Here is a 535-nt window from a genome sequence, read left to right on the forward strand (position 1 = left end):
GGCTTCATGTCCGGCGTGCCGAAGGAGATCGATGAGACCGCCTATATCGATGGCTACTCCTTCCCGCGCTTCTTCCTAAAAATCTTCATGCCGCTGATCGCCAGCGGCGTCGGCGTGGCCTGCTTCTTCTGCTTCATGTTCTCATGGGTCGAGCTGCTGATCGCGCGCACCTTGACCACGACCGCCGCCAAGCCGATCGCGGCGATCATGACGCGCACGGTCTCGGCCTCCGGGCTCGACTGGGGCGTGCTCGCCGCCGCCGGCGTGCTCACCATCCTTCCAGGCGCGCTCGTGATCTGGTTCGTCCGCAACTACATCGCCAAGGGCTTTGCCCTAGGGAGGGTGTGATGAAACAAACGCACGAGTTCATCCGCAACACCATCGCCAAGGGCTTCGCCCTGGGGAGGGTATGACCATGAACCTCACCTGGATGGCATGGACGCTGCCAACGGCGATCTTTTTCATCACGATCCTGGTGCTGCTCTGTGGCATGGCGGTCTGGGAATACGCCTCGCCCGGCGGCAATCCCCGGGTC

Annotated in this window: 2 protein-coding genes; both read left to right on the forward strand. The window is 62.6% G+C overall.

Annotated elements, in window-relative coordinates; all coding sequences use genetic code 11:
- A partial coding sequence (locus EN964_RS36780) for an ABC transporter permease subunit (RefSeq protein ID WP_164776591.1) occupies positions 1-348 on the forward strand: 348 nt, incomplete at its 5' end.
- A gap of 67 nt (positions 349-415) precedes the next feature.
- Positions 416-535 (forward strand): DUF2160 family membrane protein (locus EN964_RS36785; RefSeq protein ID WP_245490766.1); only part of this gene is annotated, 120 nt, incomplete at its 3' end.

Source organism: Mesorhizobium sp. M7A.F.Ca.CA.001.10.2.1, from assembly GCF_003998575.1.
Taxonomy (GTDB): domain Bacteria; phylum Pseudomonadota; class Alphaproteobacteria; order Rhizobiales; family Rhizobiaceae; genus Mesorhizobium.